The organism is Rhodosalinus sp. 5P4, assembly GCF_041365695.1.
Lineage (GTDB): Bacteria > Pseudomonadota > Alphaproteobacteria > Rhodobacterales > Rhodobacteraceae > Rhodosalinus.
In genome coordinates this window covers 1-20,356 of sequence record NZ_JBGFSJ010000003.1, presented here as the reverse complement: position 1 = coordinate 20,356, position 20,356 = coordinate 1, and the positions used below count along the sequence as shown (strand labels likewise).

Below are 20,356 nucleotides of genomic sequence, written 5' to 3'. Positions count from 1 at the left end.
AAGGAGACCATCATGGCGCTGTTGAAATTCGGCCAGCGGAAAACGGGCGCGCCCGGTCCCGCGCGCCCCGAGTTCGAGGCTTTCCTCGAGAACTACTCCATCGAGGTGATGCCGCGCACCGCCGAGAAGGTGGAGGATTTCCGCACCCTCCTGCCCGCAGGCACCCGGGTCTACATCGCCCATATCGAGGGCACGCCCATTGCCGACATGGTGGCCACCGCCGCACGGCTGCGCGCCGAGGGCTATGAGCCGATGCCGCATTTCCCGGCGCGGATCATCAAGGACGCGGCCACGCTCGCGGACTGGATCGCCCGCTACCAGGGCGAGGCGGGCGTGCGCGAGGCGCTGCTGCTGGCCGGCGGGGTGGAAAAGCCTCACGGCGATTACCACTGCTCCATGCAGCTCATGGAAAGCGGCCTGTTCGACAAGGCCGGCTTCCGCCGCCTGCATGTGGCCGGGCACCCCGAGGGCAACCGCGACATCGACCCCGCGGGCGGCAGCGCGACCGTGGACGCGTCGCTTCGCTGGAAACAGGACTTCTCCCGGCGCACCGACGCGGAGATGGCGATCGTCACGCAGTTCGCCTTCGACGCAGAGCCGCTGATCGCGTGGGCGGACCGGCTTCGCGCCGAAGGCGTCACGCTGCCCATCCATATCGGCATCGCGGGGCCCGCGAAGCTGCAGACGCTGATCAAGTTCGCCGTGGCCTGCGGCGTCGGCCCCTCGCTCAAGGTGCTGCAGAAACGGGCGATGGACGTCTCGAAACTGCTGCTGCCCTACGAGCCGACCGAGGTTGTGGCCGAACTCGCCGCGCACAAGGCGCGCAATCCCGATTTCAACATCACCAACGTCCATTTCTTCCCGCTCGGCGGCATCAAGGCCAATGCCGAGTGGGCCCAGGCGCATGGCGGCGCCGCCGCCGCGCCCGCAACAGCAGCTTGAAAGGCATCACATGACCCGCACCGTCGTCGAGTCCAAGACTAAGACCGTCACCATCGGCTTTGACGAGCCGTTCTGCGTGATCGGCGAGCGCATCAACCCGACGGGCCGCAAGAAGCTCGCCGCCGAACTCGAGGCGGGCGACTTCTCCACCGTCGAGAAGGACGCGCTCGAGCAGGTGGCCTGCGGGGCGATGGTGCTCGACGTGAACGCGGGCGTCGTCTACAACTCGAACCCCAACCCCAACGAGACCGAGCCGCCGCTCATGCGGAAGATGATCGAGCTCGTGCAGGGGCTGGTGGACGTGCCGCTCTGCATCGACAGCTCGGTGCCCGCCGCGCTGGAGGCGGGGCTCGACGCGGCGGAGGGCCGCCCGCTTCTCAATTCCGTCACCGGCGAGGAGGAGCGCCTGGAGGCGATCCTGCCGCTCGTGAAGAAGTACAACATTCCCGTGGTCGCGATCTCGAACGACGACACGGGCATATCCGAGGATCCGGAGGTGCGCTTCGCGGTAGCGAAGAAGATCGTCGAGCGCGCGGCCGATCACGGCATTCCCGCCCACGACATCGTCGTGGATCCGCTCGTCATGCCCGTGGGCGCCATGGGTACGGCGGGGCGGCAGGTCTTCTCTCTCGTGCGGAAGCTGCGTGACGAGCTGGGCGTGAACACCACCTGCGGCGCCTCCAACATCTCTTTCGGCCTGCCGAACCGGCACGGGATCAACGCGGCGTTCCTGCCCATGGCGATCGCCTCGGGCATGACCTCGGCGATCATGAACCCGGTGCGCCAGGTCGAGATGGAGGCGATCAAGGCCGCGAACTTCCTGATGAACAACGACCCGAACGGCAGCGACTGGATCCGCTTCGCCCGCGTGCTCGAGGCCGTGCAGGGCGGCACGCCCTTCCCCGAGGCCGCCCGGGCGCAGGCCGCCGCGGGCGGTGGCGGGCGCGGCGGGCGCCGGGGCGGACGCCGCCGCAGCGCCTGAGCGAAGGCTCTCCGGGCCGGGACGGTGCAGCCGACGCGCGGCACCGTCCCGGCCCGTCCGTTTGCCGGATGCCGGGGCGCCTGCGCGCGCGTTCTACATGTGGACCACGCGATCGTAGGCGTCGAGCACGGATTCGTGCATCATCTCGCTGAGCGTCGGATGCGGGAAGACCGCCTGCATCAGCTCTGCCTCCGTCGTCTCCAGCGTGCGGCCCACGACGTAGCCCTGGATCAGCTCCGTCACCTCAGCGCCGATCATGTGCGCGCCCAGAAGCTCGCCCGTCGCAGCGTCGAAGATCGTCTTGACGAGGCCCTCGGGCTCGCCGAGCGCGATGGCCTTGCCGTTGCCTATGAACGGGAAGCGGCCCACCCTTATCTCGTGGCCGGCCGCCTTGGCCGCGGGCTCGGTCAGGCCCACGCTCGCCACCTGCGGGTGGCAGTAGGTGCAGCCCGCGATCTGCTCGGGCCGCACGGGATGGGGATCGCCGCCGGCGACGAGTTCGGCCACCATCACCCCCTCGTGGCTGGCCTTGTGGGCAAGCCATGGCGCGCCGGCGATGTCGCCGATGGCGTAGACGCCCTCGACCCCGGTGCGGCACATCGCATCCACCCTGATCTGCCCGCGCTCCACCGTGACGCCGGCCTCCTCGAGGCCGATCCCCTCGGTGTTGCCGACGATCCCCACGGCCGCGATCACGGTGTCGACCTCCAGCGTCTCGGTCTTGCCGTCGCTCTCGATATGGGCGGTCACCTTGTCCTTGCCGCGCTCGAGCTTCTTGACCACCGACGAGGGCCGGATGCTCATGCCCTGCTTTTCGAACGCTTTCCTCGCGAAGGCCGAGATTTCGGGATCCTCCACCGGCAGGATGCGGTCCTGAACCTCGACCACGGTCGTCTCGGCGCCCATGGTGTTGTAGAAGCTGGCGAACTCGATGCCGATCGCGCCCGACCCGATCACCAGAAGCTTCTTGGGCATGTGCGGCGGCTTGAGCGCGTGCTTGTAGGTCCAGACCCGCTCACCGTCGGCCTCGAGCCCGGGCAGCTCGCGCGCGCGGGCGCCGGTGGCCACGATCACGGCCTTCGCGGTCAGGGTTTCCTCGCCCTTGTCGGTCTTCACCGCCACGCGGCCCTTGCCGGCAAGGCGGCCCTCGCCGCGCAGCACGGTGATCTTGTTCTTCTTCATCAGGTGATCGACACCGGACGAGAGTTGACCGGCCACCTTGCGCGAGCGGGCGATCACCTTGTCGAGCTCGAAGCCGAGATCCGCGGCCTTCAGGCCGAACTCGCCCGCGCGATGCATCAGGTGGAAGATCTCGGAGGTGCGCAGCAGCGCCTTGGTCGGGATGCAGCCCCAGTTGAGGCAGATGCCGCCCATGTGCTCGCGCTCGACGATGGCGACCCGCAGACCGAGTTGCGCCCCCCTTATGGCGGCCACGTAGCCGCCGGGGCCCGCCCCGATCACCACCATGTCGAAACTCGATTCTGCCATGCCTGAAGCCTCCCGCGCGAAGATGGTTTGACGCTAAACCATCCGCCCGGGCGCTTCAACGCGCGCGGTGCGTCAGACCGCGACCTGCAACTCGCGCACCGCCGCGCCGTAGCCGCCCTCGTCGAGGAACGCGCGCTCGGGCGCCGTGTTCGCGCGGCCGAGCGCCGCGTTGCGGTAGGGAAAGCGGCCGAAGCGGCGGATCACTTCACGGTGCGCCTTGGCGTGCGTCAGATTGTCTGCGCCGGTTTCGGGCATGCGCTCGTGGATGAGGCGCACGCAGCGATCCTGGTCGCACAGGTTCTCCGAGTGCATGAGCGGAAGGTAGAAGAACTGCCGCGCCGGCTCGTCGATGCGCAGATCCCACTTGCGGTGGATCGCCGACTTCGCGGCGGCGAGCGCGGCACGGTCGGTGGCGAAGGCGCGCCCCTCGCCGCGGAACATGTTGCGCGGAAACTGATCGGTCAGGATGATGTAGGCCAGCGACCCCGCGGGATAGGTGAGCCACATCGCGAAGCGGCCCTCGCAGGCGCCTTCCCAGAGCGGCAGGAACCGCCGACGGATCTCTTCGTCCAGCGCGTCGTCCGCCTTGTACCACTCATCCGGCCCGACCTCGTCCAGCCAGAAACTCAGAATACCGTCAACGTCACCCATGCGCCCTGTCTCCTCCGGAACTGGTCCTCCACCAGGTTTCCACAAGGTAATGCCCGGAGCATCGCGGTTTACAGTAACGAATTGCAACAGACCGCTTCAGCCGTGATCGCAGCGCATCAGGCCGCGTCCGATGTCGGGCCGCGCGCATCGGCTGCCGCGGTCTCTTCCTCGGCCTGGACCTCGATGGCGTATTCCTGCGCGAACTCGACCGCCACCGGGGTGGAGGTCGGCCCGACCGGCGCGTAGCTGGCCGCGTCCTCCGTCGCCGGGGTGGGGCGCTGCGTCATGCGATAGGCCGCGTAGATCGACAGCGCCGCGAAGAAGAAGGCGATCACCACGAAGAAACCCGCCGGCCCCTGGATGCGCATGATCTGCCCGGTGACCACCGGGCCGGCGATCGCGCCCAGCCCGTTGATGAACAACAGCCCGCCCGACGCAGAGGCCATGTCCTCGGGCTGGAGGAAGTCGTTCGTGTAGGCAATGAGAAGCGAGTAGAGCGGGTTCGACACGCCGCCGATCACGAAGGCCGCGACGAGCAGCACCTCGAAGACCTGCCCCGAGGCGTAGCCCAACGCCGCGCCCACGGCGCCCACCGCCGAGCAGACCAGGATCAGCAGTCGACGGTCCATCCGGTCCGAAAGCCAGCCGAGCGGATACTGCACCACCAGCGAGCCCACGAAGAACATCGCCGCGAAGACAGAGATCTGGCCCAGGGAAAGCCCGGCGGCCGCGCCGTAGACGGCCGACATCCCGAACTGCGCCGCGAACACCGAACCCAGCAGCAGCATCCCCATCACGCCCAGCGGCGAAACCCCGTAAAGCGCGCGCAGGGTCATGGGCTTCGCGGTGTCGAAGGCGGGCGTGGGCGAGATCGACAGCAGGATCGGCGCGAACGAGATGGAGACCAGCACCGACGGGATCACGAAAAGCACGAAACCCGACGGATCCGCCACCACCAGAAGCCCCTGCGCGGTGATGATGCCCACCACCTGCACGATCATGTAGGCCGACAGCGTCTGGCCGCGGTTCTGGTTCGTGGCGGCATTGTTGAGCCAGCTTTCCGCGGTGACGTAGACCCCCGAAAGGCAGAACCCCACCAGCAGCCGCCCGATGGTCCAGAGCCACGGGTCGGTGAAGACCGGGAACAGGATCAGCACCGCCGAGACCATGGAGGCGAGCGCGGCGAAGACGCGCACATGGCCCACGCGCCGGATCATCTCGGGCGCGAGCCGCGAGCCGCCCAGGAAGCCCGCGAAATAGGCCGACATCACGATCGACATCTCGGCGGTCGAGAATCCCTCGATCTCGCCGCGCACGCCGAGCAGTGTGCCCTGAAGGCCGTTGCCGATCATCAGGAGGAACATGCCCAGAAGCAGGGCCCAGGAATTGCTCAGAACGCTCAGCATCGGCCCTCGACCCGCAAGAACGGTTTCACTCTGCACCCGCCGCGGCCCGGCGCGCTGTCCCGTCCGCGACCATGTCCTGTCGCGGCCCGCACGCCTTACAGCCTACCGCTGCGGGATCAAGAGCGATGCGTCGCCGTACGAGAAGAACCGGTACCCGGATTCGATTGCGTGAGCGTAAATCCGCCTTATGCGGTCCTGCCCCATCAGCGCCGAAACGAGCATCATCAAGGTGGACTGCGGCAGGTGGAAGTTGGTCATCAGCGCGTCGGTCGCGCGGAACGCGAAGCCGGGGTAGATGAAGATGTCGGTATCGCCGCGCCATGGCGCGATCTCGCCGGCCTGCGCCGCGGTCTCGATCAGGCGCAGCGCCGTGGTGCCCACCGGGATGATCCGCCCACCCTCGGCCCGCGTCCGCGCCAGGTCCCGGGCCGCGTCCTCGCTCACCTCGCCCCATTCGGCGTGCATCCTGTGCCGGGTGACGTCATCCACCTTCACCGGCAGGAAGGTGCCCGCGCCCACATGCAGCGTCACATGGCTGAAGTCGATCCCGGCCGTCTCGAGCGCGGCGAGAAGCGGCGCGTCGAAATGCAGGCTCGCCGTTGGCGCCGCGACCGCGCCGGGCCGACGTGCCCAGACCGTCTGGTAATCCTCCCGGTCCTGCGCGTCGGGCGCGCGGCGTTGCGCGATGTAGGGCGGCAGCGGCATTGCCCCGGCCTCGGCCAGTGCCGTGTCGAAATCGGGGCCCGTCAGGTTGAATTCCAGGATCGCGCGATCCTCTTCGCGGCCCTGCATCCGCGCCGAGAGCGTGTCGGAGAAGCGCACCGTCTCGCCCGGCGCGAGTTTCTTCAAGGGCTTCACGAGCGCGCTCCAAAGGCCGCCGGGCCGCGGTTCGAGCAGCGTCACCTCGATCGCCGCCTCGGTCCGGCCCGCCGGGCCGTCGCGCCGCCGCACACCCGAAAGCCGCGCCGGGATCACCCGGGTGTCGTTCAGCACCAGCCGGTCCCCCGGTCGCAGGAAGCCAGGCAGATCGCGCACGACCGCGTCGGTGATGCCGTCGCCTTCGGCCACGAGCAGCCTGGCGGACGAGCGCGGGCGGGCGGGCCGCGTCGCGATCAGGTGGTCGGGCAGGTCGAAATCGAAATCGCTGAGCTGCATCTGCGGGGCTCCTCGGGCAGGTCACTGCGAAAGCTGGGGCGGCGGACGGCGGAATATCTCGCGGAACATCCCCGGTGTCAGCGCCGAAAGCGGATTGACGGCCACGCGCGGCGCGCGCGCTTCGCCGGTGATCTGGAAGTTGAAGCCGATGAGGCCCTCGCCACGGCGGGTGAGCGGCGCGCCCACCACGTTGACGAGGTAGACCGGCGACAGCACGCCCTGCATGTCGAGCCGGCGCGACGCGCGCCCGTAATAGCCGTCGAGCGACACGCCCATCGACGGCCCCACGGCCGAGGCCCGGCTCACGATCACCCGATCCGGCGTGAGGCGGAACCGTGCCTCCACATCCGAGAAGTAGATCCCCTGCCCGCCCATCTGTTCCAGCAATCCGACGATGCTGAGCGCGTTCAGAAGCTCGGCCATCACCGGCGCATCGCGAAGCCGCACATCGGTGACCGACAGGAAGCCGTCCTGGGAGCCCGGCTGCGGACCGGGTTCCAGCGCCAGCGTCATCGCCCCGCCCGAGGCCTGCCGCAGAAGTCCCGCGGCGCGGAAGACCCCGCCTGCGTCCTCCGACGCGAGGCGCAGAGCCGGGCGCCCGCCCGCCCGCGGGATCAGTTCGCCGCGGATCGGCGCCTGTCCGCCCACATCGGCGGTGAAGGCTCCCGCGATCCCCTCCCCGGTGCTGAAGCGGCCGCGAAACCCCTCCAGCACGATCCGGTCGGTCAGCGCGACCCGGTCGAGGGCCGCCACGATCAGACCGCCCGCGGCACCGCCCGCCCCTGCCGCGCCGAGCTCCGGCATGGCCGCCATGTCGAGGCGGCCCCCGTTCAGCGCGACCTCGGGCGGCATGTCGGGCCCGCGCCCGGTCAGCGTGACCTGCGTGTCGAGCCAGGCGCCCACGCGCACCCGCTCGAAGACCGCTTGCGCCAGACCGCCCTCGTCCCGCAAGTCGATCCGGCCCGCCGCATCGAGTCCCGGAAGCTCGAGCCTCAGCCGGTCGATGCGCGGCGCGCGCCCCGGGGCGCCCGAAACGCCCGCGACCTCCAGACGGCCGCGCGCGTCCGGGCCCTTCGTCCAGCCGATCGCCGGCAACGCCGCGCCGAGGCCCCGAAGGTCGGACCGCAGCGTGAAGCTGGGCGGGCCTCCGGGCGGCAGCACGACGTCGAGCGCGGCACGCGCCGCACCCGAAACCCCGTCCGGCGGAAGACCCGGCGCGAACACCTCCGCGAAGCGGCGGCCGAGTTCCACCTCGCCGCTCAGACGGCTGCCCTGGCCCGGACCGCCCGCGCCGAGCGGGGCGCGCCACTCCGCGTCGAAGGGCACGCCGTCGATCCGGCCCGCGCCGGATATGACGAGCGCCTCGCGATCGACGGCCAGATCGAGCGCCGGCGCCTCGAGCTGCCGGCCCGGCACGACCGACGTGCTCTCTACGCCGAGAAGCTGCCCTGCGAAGGCGAAGTCGATCGCCTCGCGTGGGATGTCGGGCCTCATCGGCAGCGTCACCCGGCCTTCGAGCCGCAGCCGCCCCTGCGCCAGATCGGTGCCGCGCCCGGCCTTTTCCAGAAAGCGGAAGGGCGCCTGATCGAGAAGCCAGAGCGCGTCCGGGATATGTGCGCGCGCCTCCAGCCCGATCTCGGCGCGTGCCGGGCGCGTGCTGAGATCGGGAATGACGAAGGTCGACCCGGCAAGGTCGACCGTGCCGCCCCCAGCCGTGGCCACGCGCCCGGTCTCCACAGCGATGGCGAGGCGGTCGCCGGCGAGCGTCAGGTGGCCCCGCCCGTTCTCGACGGGCGGCAAGCCGCGCAGGACGCGGACGCGGGCACCGTCGAGCCCCGCCGTCACATGGACCCGCGGCGGCGCACCGGGCGCGATGCGCAGCGCCGCGGCGGGCCGCACCAGCCGGCCGCCAAGCACGTTGCGCGCGACCCAGCGGCGGGTGTTGGGGTTTTGCCCCGGCGGCCACCACGCGACGACCTGCTCCGGCGACACCATCTCGGCCGATGCGTCGAGCGCGACGCGCCAGCCCTCGGGGTGCGCCGACGCACGGCCCGAGAGCCGCAGCGGCAGGTCGGGGTCGTCGAGAACCATCTGGCCCAGCGTGACCTCGAACGGGTCGAGTCGGATCTTCACGTCGGCACTGGCCCGCTCGACGGTGACCGGGCCGTCGTAGAGATCGGCCGCGGCCGCGCTCATGTCGGCCACCCTGATCTGCGCCACCAGTTCCGTGGGCCAGCCCGTCTCCAACCCTTTCAGAAGCGCCCGGCCCTCGGCCCGCGCGCTGATCCAGGCGCTGTCCACCCTGATCTCGTCGAAGGTGATCGTTGCCGCGCGGGGATCGTAGGTGAAGTAGCTGCGCGCCGCCCGGAACGGGACGGGCTGCGTGCCCGGCGAGGGTTGCAGCACGCCTTCGGAGATCTGGAGCGTGGCATGCAGGGGACCGAGCGCGCCGCGGCCATCCACCGCCCCGCGCAGCGCCCCCGAGATCGGCGCGCGCAGCACCTCGAGCCAGGCGAGCGCGGGCGACTGGGTGGCGATATCCGTCGCACTCATCCCGTCGAAGGTGACGCCGAACGCGATATCCCGGGCGCCGATCGTACTTTCGGCGTTGAGCGCGATCCGCGCGGCCCTGTCATGGCCCGAGAGCAGCGCGAAATCGCCCGACAGCCGCAGCGCGCCCTCCTGCCGCTCGATGTGGAGCCGCCCGCCATCCGCGGTCCAGGCCCGACCGGCCCGGGCGTCCTCGTAGCGCAGCGTGACGGCGCGCGCCTCCACCGAACCGAGGCGGGCGAATTGCGGGCGCAGCGCGACCTCGTCGATCCGTGCGACGAGGTCGCGCAACTCTCTCGTCCCGGCCGCGCGCGGCGTGCCGATGGCGAGATCGAGCCGACCGGACCGGTCGCGTCGGACCGTAAGGATCGCCCCCGCGACACGCAGCGCGCTCGGCTCCAACCGACCGGAGAGGATCGGCCACAGCGCGAGCGTCGCGTCGAGTTCGCCGATCGTCGCGGCCTCCGTGCCCGAGGCATCGGCAAGCGACACCCGGCGCAGGCCGAGGACCGGCTGCCCCTCCGGCCCGAGCCTCAGGGTCAGCGCGCCAAACTCCACGTCGAGGCCCGGGGCCAGCGCCTGAAGCCGCGCCTCGACCCGGGTCACGAGCCAGTCTGGCGCCGCCACGCCGCGCCCCCCGAGCGACAGCGCCGCCGCGGCGAGGCCCGCGAGCGCGAGGGCGAGGGCGACAAGGCCCCAGAGCCCCGCGCGCCGGCGCCCCGCAGAGGGGACGCCGGCCCTCCCGTCGGTGCCGGGGCCGCTCATCGCCGTTTCCGCCTCATCGGTTTGATTGTCATGGCCGTATCCTAATATGAAATATCCAAGGCCGCAGCCAGAGGAGCGCCAGAGCATGCCCGACACCCCCGCAACCGCCCCCGATTTCACCCTTCCCGCCAGCGGCGGAGGGGAGGTGACGCTCTCCGCGCTGCGCGGCGCGCCGGTCGTGCTGTTCTTCTACCCGCGCGACGACACCTCGGGCTGCACCAAGGAGGCGGTCGCCTTCACCGGCTTGAAGGACGCGTTCGAGGCCGCGGGCGTGAAGGTGTTCGGCATCTCCAAGGACAGCCTGGCCAGCCACGACAAGTTCGCCGCCAAGCACGATCTCGACGTCGGGCTTCTCTCGGACGAGGGGTCCGACGTCTGCGAACGCTTCGACGTCTGGAAGGAAAAGAAGATGTACGGCAAGACCTTCTGGGGGATCGAGCGATCCACCTTCCTGATCGACGCCGAGGGGCGGATCGCGCGGGAATGGCGCAAGGTCAAGGTGCCGGGCCACGCCGAGGAGGTTCTCGAGGCCGCGAAGACGCTATGAGCGCGACGCTTACCGGCATGGCGGTCGAGGTGCTCTCGACCGCCGACGCGCGGGCGAAGACGGCGCTGTCGCGCGCCCACGCCGCGCGCTGGTTCGAGGCGCGGGCGGCGGGCGCGCCGCTGCCTCTCGGCGATGCGCGCCCGCCGCTCCGCCCGGCGCGGCCCGACCGGCCCGAGCTTCTCGACCCGCGCGCCGTGCCCAAGCGCAAGCCCGGCTCGCCCGAGGGGCGCAAGGCGCTTTTGCACGCGGTCGCGCATATCGAACTCAACGCGGTGGACCTGCACTGGGACATCGTGGCGCGTTTCGCCGACGTGCCTATGCCGCCCGGCTTCTACGACGACTGGGTGAAGGCGGCCGACGAGGAATCCAAGCATTTCAATCTTGTCGCCGATTGTCTTGAAGCCATGGGCAGCCATTACGGCGCCCTGCCCGCCCATGCGGGGATGTGGCGCGCCGCCGAGGACACCCGCGACGACCTGCTGGGCCGCCTCGCCGTGGTGCCCATGGTGCTGGAGGCACGCGGCCTCGACGTGACACCGGGGATGATCGACGTGTTTCAGCGGGCGGAAGCGAAACAGGCGGTTGCCGCTTTGGAAACGATCTATGCCGAGGAGGTGGCGCATGTCGCCTACGGCTCGAAGTGGTTCCACTTCCTCTGCGGACGCGAGAACGCCGACCCCAAGGATGTCTTTCACGCGCTCGTCGCGCGGTACTTCAAGGGCGCGCTGAAGCCGCCCTTCAACGAGGAAAAGCGCGCCGAGGCGGGCCTGCCGCCGGACTTCTACTGGCCGCTGGCATCCGCGCAACGCTGAGGCCCGCGCGCGGCGTTTTCGCGCGACTCGGCGGATTCTTGCCGGTTTCGCGTGATTCGGAGCGCATCCGCGACGGGAACGCCCAAAAAGGTTGTCAGCCTTCGGCCTCGCCGCTAAGCCATTCGCCAAGGCGCCGGACCGGGGATCCGAGTGTCGGCATTGGGACAGGCAGGAAAAGGGGCGGGCTTCGTGCGATCGCGTCTTCTGATCAGGATCAACGCGTTCCTGGAACGTTTTTTCCCCGAGCGGCGGCTCTTTCTAAAATCCGACGACGACATGCGGTTCATCCGGCTCAGGCCGGCGACGCAGGCGGTGGCCTTCTCGGGCGCGACGCTCGTGGTGGCATGGGCCATCATCGCCACGTCGGTCCTTCTGATGGACAGCATCGGCGCGGGGAATTTCCGCGACCAGGCCAGACGCGACATGGAAACGTACCAGCATCGCCTGAACGAGCTTTCGTCAGAGCGCGACGCGCGCGCCGCGGAGGCGCTGGCCGCACAGGAACGGTTCAACACCGCGCTCGAGGAGGTCTCGGTCATGCAGTCGCGGCTGCTGGCTTCCGAGACCCGCCGGCGCGAAATGGAAACCGGGCTCGAGGTGATCCAGGGCAAGCTGCGCACCGCCCTCAAGGAGCGCGAGCGTGTCCGCAAGGAGGTCGCCACGCTGCGCGCCGCGCTCGAGGGCGGCGTCGAGGGCTTGGGGGATGGCGGCGACAGCGAAGCGGTGGCCATGCTCACCCGCGCCCTGTCGGAAACCGCCGCCGAGCGCGACAAGGTGGTGGCCGATGCGCAGGATGCGCTTTTGCAAGCGGATCGCATGGCCGAACGCATCCGCCGGATGCAGGACCAGAATTCCGAGATCTTCCGCCAGCTCGAGGAGGCGATGACCGTCTCGGTGGAGCCGCTGGACAAGATGTTCGAACGCGCGGGCCTCGACGCCGACCGCCTGATCGACGAGGTGCGCCGCGGCTATTCGGGCCTCGGGGGGCCGATCACGCCGCTCTCCTTCTCGACTCGCGGAGAGGCGCCGCACCCCGACGCGGAGCGTGCCAACCGCATCCTGAACCGTCTCGACGAGCTCAACCTTTACCGCATCGCGGCCCAGAAGGCGCCCTTCGCCATGCCGGTGAAGGACAGCGTGCGTTTCACCAGCGGCTTCGGGATGCGCTGGGGGCGGATGCACAACGGCACCGATTTCGCCGGCCCCCACGGCACCGCGATCTATTCGACCGCGGACGGCGTCGTCACCCATGCCGGCTGGCTGTCGGGCTACGGGCGGCTGGTGAAGATCCAGCACCAGTTCGGGATCGAGACGCGCTACGCGCATCTGTCGCGTATCCGCGTGGAAGTCGGTCAAAGGGTATCGCGCGGCACGAGGATCGGTGATATGGGGAACAGCGGACGCTCCACGGGCACGCACCTCCACTACGAGGTCCGCGTCGGCGAGAAGCCCGTCAACCCCATGACCTACATCAAGGCTGCGAACGATGTTTTCTAAGAGCAAGATCAACGATCCCGGCCCCAAGGCGGATACCGCGGCGCCGCAGGCCACGGCAGATACAGCCCCCGCCGCGAAGCAGGGCGATTACAAGGCGCCGCCGCACAAGGCGAAACCCCCCGCATCGCTGCTGTCCTCGGATCTGCACATCACCGGCAACGTCAAGACGACCGGCGATATCCAGGTCGAGGGGACTGTCGAGGGCGATATTCGCGCCCACCTGCTGACCATCGGCGAAAGCGCCACCATCAAGGGTGAAGTGACCGCCGACGACGTGGTCATCAACGGGCGGATCGTCGGACGGGTGCGCGGCCTGAAGGTGCGTCTTACCTCCACCGCGCGGGTCGAGGGCGACATCATCCACAAGACGATCGCGATCGAGTCCGGCGCCCATTTCGAGGGCTCGGTGCAGCGTCAGGACGATCCCCTGAACGGTGGCTCCAAGGCGAAAGCGCAGCAACAGCCGCAGACGCAGGCCCAGCCGGCCGAGGGCGCGGCAAGCCAGCAGCCGAGCGCCCAGGCCACCGCACGCCAGAACCAGCGCGCCTGAGCGGGCGGCCGGGCGCCCGCGCCCGGGCCCCGGCGGGTCTCGGACACGGTCCGATCCGAAAAGCCGGGCCATCACAGTCGCGCGCCATCTCGCGCGGCGCACCGCGCCTTGCACGCCCGCCCTGCAGTACCACCGGCACGGATGCCCCCTGCGGGCAAGACATCTGCCACCGGTGCGGCGCGCGTCTTGCCGGCATGCACATGACACATGGAGAGCGGCTGCCGAAGCTCCGCTCGGGCCGGTCGTTGGCGGCATGCAAGGCCCGCATGAACCGCGCGTTCGCGCGAACGCCCATCCGGGCATGACGGGTTGCGCCGGTGCGGCGCGGCCGGGGTCAGGCCTCGAGTTCGGCGTCCCAGTAAAGGAAGTCCACCCAGCTCTCGTGCAGGTAGTTGGGCGGAAAGCGCCGGCCCATGTTGCGCATCTCTTCCGCGCCCGGCTGCCGCGGGGGCTTGCGCAGCGTCAGGCCCGACTGGCGCAGGCTCTTCGCGCCCTTGCGAAGATTGCACCGCGCGCAGGCGGCGACCACGTTTTCCCAGCTGGTGATCCCGCCCTTCGCGCGCGGCACGACGTGATCGAAGGTCAGGTCGCCCTTCGCGCCGCAGTACTGGCAGCAGAATTCGTCCCTCAGAAAAAGATTGAAGCGCGTGAAGGCCACGCGCTTCTGGGGTCGGACATAATCCTTCAGCACCACGACCGAGGGGATGCGTATCCTCGTCGACGGGCTTCTGACGACCTCGTCGTATTCCGCGACGATGTCCACCCTGTCGAGCCACGCGGCCTTGATCGCTTCCTGCCAGGGCCAGAGAGAGAGCGGGTAATACGACAGCGGGCGATAATCGGCGTTCAGAACGAGGGCGGGATGCTGTTTCAGCGCCGCCGGTTCACGCACGAAAGTCGTTCTGAATTCGCCATCCATCCGGTTCACCGCCTCCACCCTCAGAGCCCCTTTCGCGGGGAACGGGGCGGGGTGCGCCGCCCCAGTCCTGCCAACTCTCCAGCCCACTATATATCGCGTTCAGCTTTGGGCAAGCCCCGCTACATCCAGTGGTCCCATGGAACGCCTACGCGACGGCTGTAACGTCTTCGTGACGGTTATCCACAGGCCCCGGGCGTGCCGTGACAGGCCGGGGGCGCGCTGGTAGGCTTTCGCGCCATGATCAGACCCGATCTGCCCCCTGCCCCGCCCGCCGGCGGCGTGCTCGAGGCGGCGGTCTACGCCGCCGACCTCGATGCGGCGGAGGCGTTCTATGGCGGCGTTCTGGGGCTCGAGCGCATCCGCCGCGTGGGCGACCGGCACGTCTTCTACCGGGCGGGCGCGCAGATCGTGCTCGTGTTCAATCCTGCCGAGACGGCCCGGCCGCCGGACCCCGACGCCCGCTTGCCCGTGCCGCCCCATGGCGCCGAAGGGCCCGGGCACCTCTGCCTCGCGGCCACCGCCAGCGAACTCGACGCCTGGCGCACGCGGCTCGAGGCGGCGGGCGTGGAGATCGAGGCCGATTTCCATTGGCCGAACGGCGCGCGCTCCCTCTATTTCCGCGACCCGGCCGGCAATTCGCTCGAGATCGCCGAGCCTCGGCTCTGGGGCTGACCGCGGGCTTTGAACCGGCCCACGCGACGTGCCCCGGCGGCGCGCGCCCCCGCCCTTCTTCTTGGCCCAAATACTCCCGCCGGAGGCGGCAATGCGGCGCGGCCCGGCGCCGCGTCAGAAACTGAGCTTGTCGCGCAGGAAGGCCAGCGCCACGCCCAGCCCGTCCGGCGCGATTCCGTGGCCCGTACCCTCCATCACATGGGCGTAGACGTCCTTCCAGCCCGCCTTCTGCAGAGCCTCGGCAGCCTCCGGCATGGAGTGCACGGGCACCAGATCGTCCATGTCCCCATGCACGAGCAGCACGGGCGGGCGGCTCACCGCCTCGTCGGCCAGTACCTCGGGAGCGAGCAACCGGCCCGAAAAGGCCACGATCCCCGCCACGGCATCGGGGCGGCGCGGCGCGACGTGAAGGGCGAGCATGGTGCCCTGGCTGAACCCGAAAAGCGCCACCTGCTCGGGCATAAGGTCCTCGTCCACCATGAAGGCGTCCAGAAAGGCGTCGAGATCGGCCACCGCCGCGCGCATCCCCTGCTCCGCCGCCTCCTCGGAGGAGCCGTCAATCCAGGGGATCGGGAACCACTGGAACCCCATCGGGGCGCCCGCGCAGGCTTCGGGCGCATCGGGCGCCACGAAAAGCGTGTCGGGCAGATGCTCGCCGAGCGGCTGCGCCAGCCCCAGAAGATCGGCGCCGTTCGCGCCGTAACCGTGCAGGAACACAACCGCATTTCGGGTCTCCCCCGATCGCGGCGCCACCTTCTCGGCCTGAAGAACACGCGTCATGTGATCCCTTCCCGTTCCTTTTCCACGCGGTAGTAGGCCCAGAGCGCGCGCGCCGCAACCGCGCGCCAGGGCGACCACGCCTCGGCCATGGCGCGCAGCGCGCGCGCCTTCGGCCGTTCGGGCAGCCCGAAGAGAAGCCGCGCCGATTCCTGCAGCGCGAGGTCGCCCGGCGCGAAGACGTCGGCGCGCCCGAGCGAGAACATGGCGTAGATCTCCGCCGTCCAGACACCGATGCCCGGCACATCGGTCAGCGTGGCGACGACCTCCTCGGTGGGTGCGGCGCGCAGCGCGCGGTAGTCGATGCGCGCCGCGGCGAGCGCCTTGGCATAGCGGATCTTCTGGCGCGACAGGCCGCAGGCGGCCAGCTCCTCTTGCGACGCCCAGGTGATCTTGCGGGGCCCGGTGAGCCGCGCGGCCTCGAGCCGCCCCTGGATCGCCCGGGCCGCGGCCACGCTCACCTGCTGGCTCACGATGGCCGCGAGAAGCGCGGAGAACCCGTCGCCCCGGCGGCGTAGCGGCAGGGGCCCGGTCAGGGAGAGCACGTGGCCGAAGCGCGGCTCGCGCGCGGCGAGCCACGCCGCGCCCTCGGCCACGCAGTCCGGCGTTTCGATGATGCGTTCCGCCATGCCCCCTTCCTAGCGCGCCGGGGCCGCCTGCACCATGGCCCCGCCAACACATCTCGCCTCCGGCATGCGAGGGTCTTGCCACCGGCCGCGGGCGGGCTTAGCACGAGGCCCATGACCGATACCGCTCTCTCCGACGCCGACAGCGACGCGCGCGCGAAACGCAACGTGACCGTGCTCGTCGGCGCGCAGGCGCTTCTTGGCGCGCAGATGCCGATGATCTTCACCATCGGCGGCCTTGCCGGGCAGTCGCTCGCGCCCAATGCCTGCCTCGCGACGCTGCCGATCTCGCTCATCGTTCTGGGCTCGATGATCTCGGCCACGCCGCTCTCGTGGGCGATGCAGCGCTACGGGCGGCGCACCGGCTTCTTCATCGGCGCGATGGGCGGCGCGACGGGCGGCGCGGTCGGCGCGATCGGGCTCTGGTACGCGTCCTTTCCGATCTTCCTCGCCGGCAGCCTTCTGACCGGGCTCTACATGTCGGCACAAGGCTTCTACCGCTTCGCCGCCGCCGACACCGCGACGGACGCGTTCCGGCCCAAGGCGATTTCCTACGTGATGGCGGGCGGGCTCGCCGCGGCGATCATCGGCCCGCAACTCGTCAAGGTGACGAGCCAGGCCTTCGTGATCCCCTTCCTCGGCACCTACCTCGCGGTCATCGCGCTCAACGTCCTGGGCTCGGCGCTCTTTCTCGCCCTCGACATCCCCAAGCCGCCCGTCCCGGCGGAGGACGCGCCCAAGGGGCGGTCGCGGTGGGAGCTCATCACCACGCCGACCATCGCGGTCGCAGTGATCTGCGCCACGGTCTCCTACGCACTCATGAACCTTGTGATGACCTCGACGCCGCTCGCCGTGGTGGGCTGCGGCTTCACCGAGGGCAATGCGGCGGACGTGGTGACGGCCCATGTGCTGGCGATGTACGTGCCCTCCTTCTTCACCGGGCACCTGATCGCGCGTTTTGGCGCCAAGACCATCGTGGCCACCGGCCTCGCGATCCTCGGCGCCGCGGGGGCGGTGGCGCTCACCGGGGTGGAGCTCGAGCAGTTCTTCCTGGCGCTAGTGCTTCTGGGCGTGGGCTGGAACTTCGGCTTCATCGGCGCGACCACGATGCTCGCCGGCGCCCATGAGCCGTGGGAGCGGGGCCGGATGCAGGGGCTGAACGACCTCATCGTCTTCGGCGGCGTCACCTTCGCCTCGCTCGCCTCGGGCGGGCTGATGAACTGCACCGGCGGCTCGGCGATGGAAGGCTGGATGGCGGTGAACATCGCCATGGTGCCGTTCCTCGTGCTCGCGGGCGGCGCGCTGATCTGGCTCGCCCTGCGGCCCCGCGACATGGCGGCCTGAGCGCCGCGCCGCTACCAGCGCCCCGTCGACGCGCGCCAGATGAGCGCGGCCCGCTCCCGCGCCGGGCTCACCCGCGGAGTGCCCTGCGCCACGCGGGCCGGCTCGGCTTCGGCACGGGCAAGCTCCGCCGCGGCCTGCCCGACACCCAGAAGCGCCGCGCCCGCCCCCCGCGACACGTCGCGCCGGCGCGCGCGGGCGGCGGCAAGGCGGCGCCGGCCCTCGGCGGCGAGCCGGGCGACCGCCTCCGGCCGCCCGTCCGGCAGGGGCGCGCGGCCCCGCGCCTCGAGCTCGGGCACCGCGCGAAGATAGGCGGCAAGCCCCGCGGCAAGCCCGGCGTCGCGCACCACCGCCTCCTCGGCCGGGCCGAGCGCGCGCGCCGCCGCCCAGAGCAGGTTGCCCGCCGTGGCGTCGATGTAGGCCAGAAGCGCCGCCTCGTCTGCGAAGGGGGCGCGCTCGAGGTCGGCCCGCCGCGCCGCGGCCACGCCGTCGAGAAGCCGCGCGCCCTCTGCGTCCATGACCCCGGCGAGCGGCGTCACCACCTCGTGGCGCCGGGGGGCCGCGCCTTCCGCGATCTCCTCCAGCGCGTCGCGCCACCATTGCAGGCGAATCTCGCCCAGCATCGGCTCGGAGACCACCCAGGGCGCGCGCGCCACCTCCACGTTGAAGGCGAAGACCGGAAAGAGTACCCCGCGCGCGGAGGGCGGCGCGGCCATGGCGGCGCGGAATCGGTCCGGATCGCCCCGGCGAAGTAGCTCTGCGCAGGCCTCCAGGGTCAAGCCGGCCTCGCCGGGGTCGGCGTGCGGCCGATATTGGCGGGCGCGGTCCGCGAGGCGGCCATCCTGCCCCGCGCCCGGCGCAGGTCCCCGGCCATGTCCGGTGCCTCGCGAACCAGGCAGATGCGGTAGCGCATCATGCCCGCGTGGCCTGCGTCGTCGGTCGTCATCGCCCGGCCCTCCGCCTCAGCCCGCGTCGCGCACGAGCTTCCAGGTGATCGCGTCCAGCAGCGCCTCGAAGCTCGCGTCCACGATGTTGGCGCTCACCCCCACGGTCGACCAGCGCCGCCCCTGCCCGTCCTCGCTGTCGATGATGACGCGCGTCACGGCCTCCGTGCCGCCCTGGGTGATCCGCACCTTGAAATCCACCAGGCGCATGTCGTCGATGACGGACTGGTAGGGGCCGAGATCCTTTGCGAGCGCCCGGGCGAGCGCGTTGACGGGGCCGCGGTCGGAGCCCGCATCGTCCATCGATTCGCTCACCGAGAGCTTCTTCTCCCCGTCCACCTTCACGACGACCACCGCCTCGGAAAGGCTCACCATCCGGTCGTACTTGTTCTTCCGCCGCTCCACCGTGACGCGGTAGCGCTTCACCTCGAAATAATCGGGCAACCGCCCGAGAAGCCGCCGGGCGAGGATCTCGAAGCTCGCCTGCGCCGTGTCATAGGAATAGCCCTCGTTCTCGCGCGCCTTCACCTCCTCGAGGATGCGCCCGAGCGCCGGGTCGTCCGGCGCCACCTCGAGCCCCGCCTCGGCGAGGCGCCGGCGCAGGTTCGACTGGCCCGCCTGGTTCGACATCGGCACGACGCGGGCGTTGCCGACGCGGACCGGATCGACATGCTCGTAGGTGGACGGATCCTTCAGGATCGCGCTTGCATGAAGCCCCGCCTTGTGGGCGAAGGCCGAGGCGCCGACATAGGCCGCCTGCTTCTGCGGCACGCGGTTCAGGATCTCGTCGAGCATCCGGCTCGTCCGGGTGAGGCCCGCAAGCGCGGCGTCGCTGACGCCGGTCTCGAAGGCGCTCGCCCAGGGCTCCTTGAGCTTCAGCGTCGGGATGAGCGCGGTGAGGTTCGCGTTGCCGCAGCGCTCTCCGAGGCCGTTCAGCGTGCCCTGCACCTGCCGCGCGCCGGCCTCGAGCGCGGCGAGGCTGCCCGCCACCGCCGTCTCGGTGTCGTCGTGGGTATGGATGCCCAGCCTGTCGCCGGGGATGCCGCGGGCGATCACCTCGCCCACCACGCGCCCGATGCGCCCCGGCAGCGCGCCGCCGTTGGTGTCGCAAAGCACGATCCAGCGCGCCCCCGCCGCGAGCGCGGCCTCGAGACAGGCAAGCGCGTAGCCCGGGTCCGAGGCGTGGCCGTCGAAGAAATGCTCGGCGTCGAAGATGGCCTCGCGCCCCTGGCCCACGACATGGGCGACCGAGCGGGCGATGTTCTCGAGGTTCTCCTCGCGGCTGATCCCGAGCGCGCGCTCGACGTGGTAGTCGTGGGTCTTGCCGACGAGGCAGACGGCCGGCGTGCCGGCGTTGAGGACGGCGGCGAGCACCTCGTCGTTTTCCGCCGAGCGGCCCGCGCGCTTCGTCATGCCGAAGGCCGTCATACGGGCGCGGGTCTCGGGGGCGGCGTCGAAGAAGGCGCTGTCGGTGGGGTTCGCGCCCGGCCATCCGCCCTCGATGTAGTCGACCCCGAGCGCGTCGAGCGCCGCGGCGATCTTGCGCTTCTCCTCGACGGAGAACTGCACGCCCTGGGTCTGCTGCCCGTCGCGGAGCGTGGTGTCGTAAAGGGAGAGACGCTCGCGGGTCATCGGCGGCCTCCCGCGGGGTTGCCGGACCGCGCGCCTCTGGGAGGGCAGCGCCCGGCCCCGGGGGGGCGGCCGGGCGCTGTATTTTCGCGCCAGCCGAGAT

General features: G+C 70.5%; 19 protein-coding genes. 8 read left to right on the top strand and 11 right to left on the bottom strand.

The features are described from left to right. Positions 1 to 12 precede the first annotated feature (12 nt). Both AB6A69_RS05675 and AB6A69_RS05670 read left to right on the top strand, forming a co-directional pair. Positions 13 to 942, top strand: coding sequence for a methylenetetrahydrofolate reductase (locus AB6A69_RS05675; protein ID WP_371060057.1), 930 nt, complete (start codon positions 13 to 15; stop codon positions 940 to 942). Positions 943 to 952: 10 nt separating this feature from the next. Further along, on the top strand, positions 953 to 1,924 hold the full coding sequence (locus AB6A69_RS05670) for a methyltetrahydrofolate cobalamin methyltransferase (RefSeq protein WP_371056042.1): 972 nt from the start codon (positions 953 to 955) through the stop codon (positions 1,922 to 1,924). A gap of 93 nt (positions 1,925 to 2,017) precedes the next feature. On the opposite strand, the gene lpdA is transcribed toward AB6A69_RS05670, so the two are convergent. The 5 genes from lpdA to AB6A69_RS05645 form a co-directional block, all read right to left on the bottom strand. After that, the gene (lpdA, locus tag AB6A69_RS05665) at positions 2,018 to 3,412 is read right to left on the bottom strand and encodes a dihydrolipoyl dehydrogenase (RefSeq protein WP_371060056.1); all 1,395 of its coding nucleotides are present in this window, start codon (positions 3,410 to 3,412) and stop codon (positions 2,018 to 2,020) included. A 72-nt stretch (positions 3,413 to 3,484) separates the two neighbouring features. Then, positions 3,485 to 4,063, bottom strand: coding sequence for a DUF924 family protein (locus AB6A69_RS05660; protein WP_371056044.1), 579 nt, complete (start codon positions 4,061 to 4,063; stop codon positions 3,485 to 3,487). 116 nt (positions 4,064 to 4,179) lie between these two features. Further along, entirely contained in the window at positions 4,180 to 5,469 is a 1,290-nt protein-coding gene (locus AB6A69_RS05655; RefSeq protein WP_371038555.1) for an MFS transporter, read from the bottom strand. A 102-nt stretch (positions 5,470 to 5,571) separates the two neighbouring features. Further along, positions 5,572 to 6,624: a tRNA preQ1(34) S-adenosylmethionine ribosyltransferase-isomerase QueA gene (queA, locus tag AB6A69_RS05650; protein WP_371060055.1), complete on the bottom strand. Its 1,053-nt coding sequence runs from the start codon at positions 6,622 to 6,624 to the stop codon at positions 5,572 to 5,574. A 21-nt stretch (positions 6,625 to 6,645) separates the two neighbouring features. After that, complete coding sequence (locus tag AB6A69_RS05645) at positions 6,646 to 9,939, bottom strand: DUF3971 domain-containing protein (RefSeq protein ID WP_371060054.1); 3,294 nt, start codon at positions 9,937 to 9,939, stop codon at positions 6,646 to 6,648. Positions 9,940 to 10,024: 85 nt separating this feature from the next. Here AB6A69_RS05645 and AB6A69_RS05640 point away from each other — a divergent pair, with 85 nt between their 5' ends. From AB6A69_RS05640 to AB6A69_RS05625, 4 genes are all read left to right on the top strand, one after another. Continuing rightward, a complete protein-coding gene (locus AB6A69_RS05640) occupies positions 10,025 to 10,486 on the top strand; it encodes a peroxiredoxin (protein ID WP_371060053.1) in 462 nt (153 codons plus the stop codon). After that, positions 10,483 to 11,298, top strand: a complete 816-nt coding sequence (locus AB6A69_RS05635; protein WP_371060052.1) for a ferritin-like domain-containing protein — start codon at positions 10,483 to 10,485, stop codon at positions 11,296 to 11,298. Before AB6A69_RS05640 ends, AB6A69_RS05635 begins: the two co-directional genes overlap by 4 nt. 189 nt (positions 11,299 to 11,487) lie before the next feature. Continuing rightward, complete coding sequence (locus AB6A69_RS05630) at positions 11,488 to 12,795, top strand: DUF5930 domain-containing protein (RefSeq protein WP_371038559.1); 1,308 nt, start codon at positions 11,488 to 11,490, stop codon at positions 12,793 to 12,795. Beyond that, positions 12,785 to 13,345, top strand: coding sequence for a polymer-forming cytoskeletal protein (locus AB6A69_RS05625; RefSeq protein WP_371038560.1), 561 nt, complete (start codon positions 12,785 to 12,787; stop codon positions 13,343 to 13,345). Before AB6A69_RS05630 ends, AB6A69_RS05625 begins: the two co-directional genes overlap by 11 nt. Before the next feature lie 334 nt (positions 13,346 to 13,679). Here the strand turns inward: AB6A69_RS05625 and AB6A69_RS05620 are convergent, their stop codons facing one another. Next, on the bottom strand, positions 13,680 to 14,264 hold the full coding sequence (locus tag AB6A69_RS05620; protein WP_371038561.1) for an HNH endonuclease: 585 nt from the start codon (positions 14,262 to 14,264) through the stop codon (positions 13,680 to 13,682). A 237-nt stretch (positions 14,265 to 14,501) separates the two neighbouring features. Here AB6A69_RS05620 and AB6A69_RS05615 point away from each other — a divergent pair, with 237 nt between their 5' ends. Continuing rightward, positions 14,502 to 14,936 carry a VOC family protein gene (locus AB6A69_RS05615; RefSeq protein ID WP_371060051.1) on the top strand — a complete coding sequence of 145 codons (435 nt, stop codon included), beginning with the start codon at positions 14,502 to 14,504 and terminating at the stop codon, positions 14,934 to 14,936. A 114-nt stretch (positions 14,937 to 15,050) separates the two neighbouring features. Here AB6A69_RS05615 and AB6A69_RS05610 read toward each other — a convergent pair whose 3' ends face one another. After that, positions 15,051 to 15,716, bottom strand: a complete 666-nt coding sequence (locus AB6A69_RS05610; RefSeq protein WP_371038563.1) for an alpha/beta hydrolase — start codon at positions 15,714 to 15,716, stop codon at positions 15,051 to 15,053. Next, the gene (locus AB6A69_RS05605) at positions 15,713 to 16,342 is read right to left on the bottom strand and encodes a DNA-3-methyladenine glycosylase (protein WP_371056049.1); all 630 of its coding nucleotides are present in this window, start codon (positions 16,340 to 16,342) and stop codon (positions 15,713 to 15,715) included. Before AB6A69_RS05605 ends, AB6A69_RS05610 begins: the two co-directional genes overlap by 4 nt. A 111-nt stretch (positions 16,343 to 16,453) precedes the next feature. On the opposite strand from AB6A69_RS05605, the gene AB6A69_RS05600 reads away from it, so the two are divergent. After that, positions 16,454 to 17,683, top strand: a complete 1,230-nt coding sequence (locus AB6A69_RS05600; RefSeq protein ID WP_371056050.1) for an MFS transporter — start codon at positions 16,454 to 16,456, stop codon at positions 17,681 to 17,683. A gap of 11 nt (positions 17,684 to 17,694) precedes the next feature. Here the strand turns inward: AB6A69_RS05600 and AB6A69_RS05595 are convergent, their stop codons facing one another. The 3 genes from AB6A69_RS05595 to cimA are packed head-to-tail and all read right to left on the bottom strand — an operon-like array spanning position 17,695 to position 20,256. Continuing rightward, entirely contained in the window at positions 17,695 to 18,459 is a 765-nt protein-coding gene (locus AB6A69_RS05595) for a squalene/phytoene synthase family protein (RefSeq protein ID WP_371060050.1), read from the bottom strand. After that, positions 18,456 to 18,626: a hypothetical protein gene (locus tag AB6A69_RS05590; protein WP_371060049.1), complete on the bottom strand. Its 171-nt coding sequence runs from the start codon at positions 18,624 to 18,626 to the stop codon at positions 18,456 to 18,458. The genes AB6A69_RS05595 and AB6A69_RS05590 overlap by 4 nt, the downstream gene beginning before the upstream one ends. 16 nt (positions 18,627 to 18,642) lie before the next feature. Next, positions 18,643 to 20,256, bottom strand: a complete 1,614-nt coding sequence (cimA, locus tag AB6A69_RS05585; RefSeq protein WP_371060048.1) for a citramalate synthase — start codon at positions 20,254 to 20,256, stop codon at positions 18,643 to 18,645. Positions 20,257 to 20,356 lie beyond the last annotated feature (100 nt).